1 protein-coding gene is annotated in these 1,548 nt (G+C 63.8%); it reads left to right on the forward strand.

Annotation, left to right across the window (positions count from 1 at the left end; translation table 11 throughout):
- Positions 1 to 78 precede the first annotated feature (78 nt).
- Positions 79 to 1,242, forward strand: coding sequence for an IS110 family RNA-guided transposase (locus Q7A36_RS39705; RefSeq protein WP_305109305.1), 1,164 nt, complete (start codon positions 79 to 81; stop codon positions 1,240 to 1,242).
- The last annotated feature ends 306 nt before the right edge of the window (positions 1,243 to 1,548 follow it).

Consider the following 1,548-nt stretch of genomic DNA (forward strand, 5'->3'; position numbering starts at 1 on the left):
GACAGAGCCTATGGGATGGTGGATAGCGGGGGTGGTTGGACACGATACTGCCCGCCCGCCAGCATTCGGGAGGCAACGATGTCTGCAAACGTACCTTGCGTCGCTCAGGCCGCCATCGACGTTAACCTGACTGCGATCTTCGTCTCTCTGGAGCTGTCCCGCTCGACCTGGGTGATCACCTCACTGTCGCCCGGCAAGGGTGAGAAGATGTCCAAGTATTCGATCGACAGCGGCGACGTGAAGGGCCTTTTGGAGCACTTTGTCAAGCTGCGGGCCAAGGCGCAAGCTCGCACCGGCAAGAGCTTCCCGATCGTCGTCGTCCAAGAAGCCGGCCTGGATGGTTTCTGGATCCACCGTGTGCTGGAGCGCGAAGGTATAGAAAGCCATGTCGTTGATGCTGCCTCGGTCTTGACCTCGCGCCGGCGGCGCAAGGCAAAGACGGACCGGATCGATGGCGAGGCCCTGCTGCGCACGCTGCTGGCCTACAAGCGCGGCGAGCCGAGGGTCTGTGCCATGGTCCGGCCACCGAGCCCGGAGGAGGAGGACCGTCGCCGGCTCTGCCGCGAGCGCAAGACGTTGGTTGCCGAGCGGATTGCGCACGCTAACCGCATCAAGGGACTGCTATTCGCGCAGGGCGTCGCCGACTATGCGCCGCTGCGCCGGAACCGACGCCAGCGCCTGGAGGAGCTGACCACCGGCGATGGACGGCCCTTGCCCGCGCATCTGAAAGCACAGATCGGGCGAGAGCTCGATCGGCTGGAACTCACCTTGCAGCAGCTCGAGGCCGTGGAGGCAGAGCGGGATGCGCTGCTCGCGCCCAAGGGCGAGGCGATGCCGACTTCTGTGGCGGCGCTCGCAAAACTACGCGGGATCGGTCCGGAGTTTGCTGCCGTGCTCTGGCTGGAGTGCTTCTATCGCAGCTTCAGCAACCGACGCCAGGTGGCTGCCTATGCCGGGCTGGCACCGACGCCTTGGCAGAGCGGATCCGTCGACCACGAACAGGGCGTCTCCCAATCGGGCAATGCAAGACTGCGTAGCAGCATGATCCAGCTCGCCTGGCTGTGGCTGCGGTACCAACCAACCTCGGCACTGAGCCTTTGGTTCAAGGAGCGCGTCAAACAGAATGGCGGCCGCGGCAAGAAGGCGGCGATTGTTGCCCTGGCGCGCAAGCTGCTCGTGGTATTCTGGAAGTTCGTCAGCAATGGCGTCGTCATCGAGGGCGCAGTGATGAAGGCCGCCTGAGCGTGCGGCCGCTGATTTTGCATTCGGCAGGACCCTGATCAGGTCCTGACGGATCCAGGTGGGTGAACCGCCAGCCGACATGGCTTCGAACGCCGTTTTTGACAGAATGGTCTCACCCGCTTGAGCCCTATCCGCCGTATGCGGGATGTTGGTGCGGCTGCCGTGTGCGCCGGCCGAATGTGAGTTGGTCCTGGCCAGGGAATGCCAGAACGCAGACGGGCTCGAACCTGGACACCGTTGGGACTGCCGCCGGAGATCACGCCATGAGATGCTGATTGGACCGTTGACAACGAGACGTCCCATGTG

Source organism: Paracraurococcus lichenis, assembly GCF_030657435.1.
GTDB lineage: Bacteria > Pseudomonadota > Alphaproteobacteria > Acetobacterales > Acetobacteraceae > Paracraurococcus > Paracraurococcus lichenis.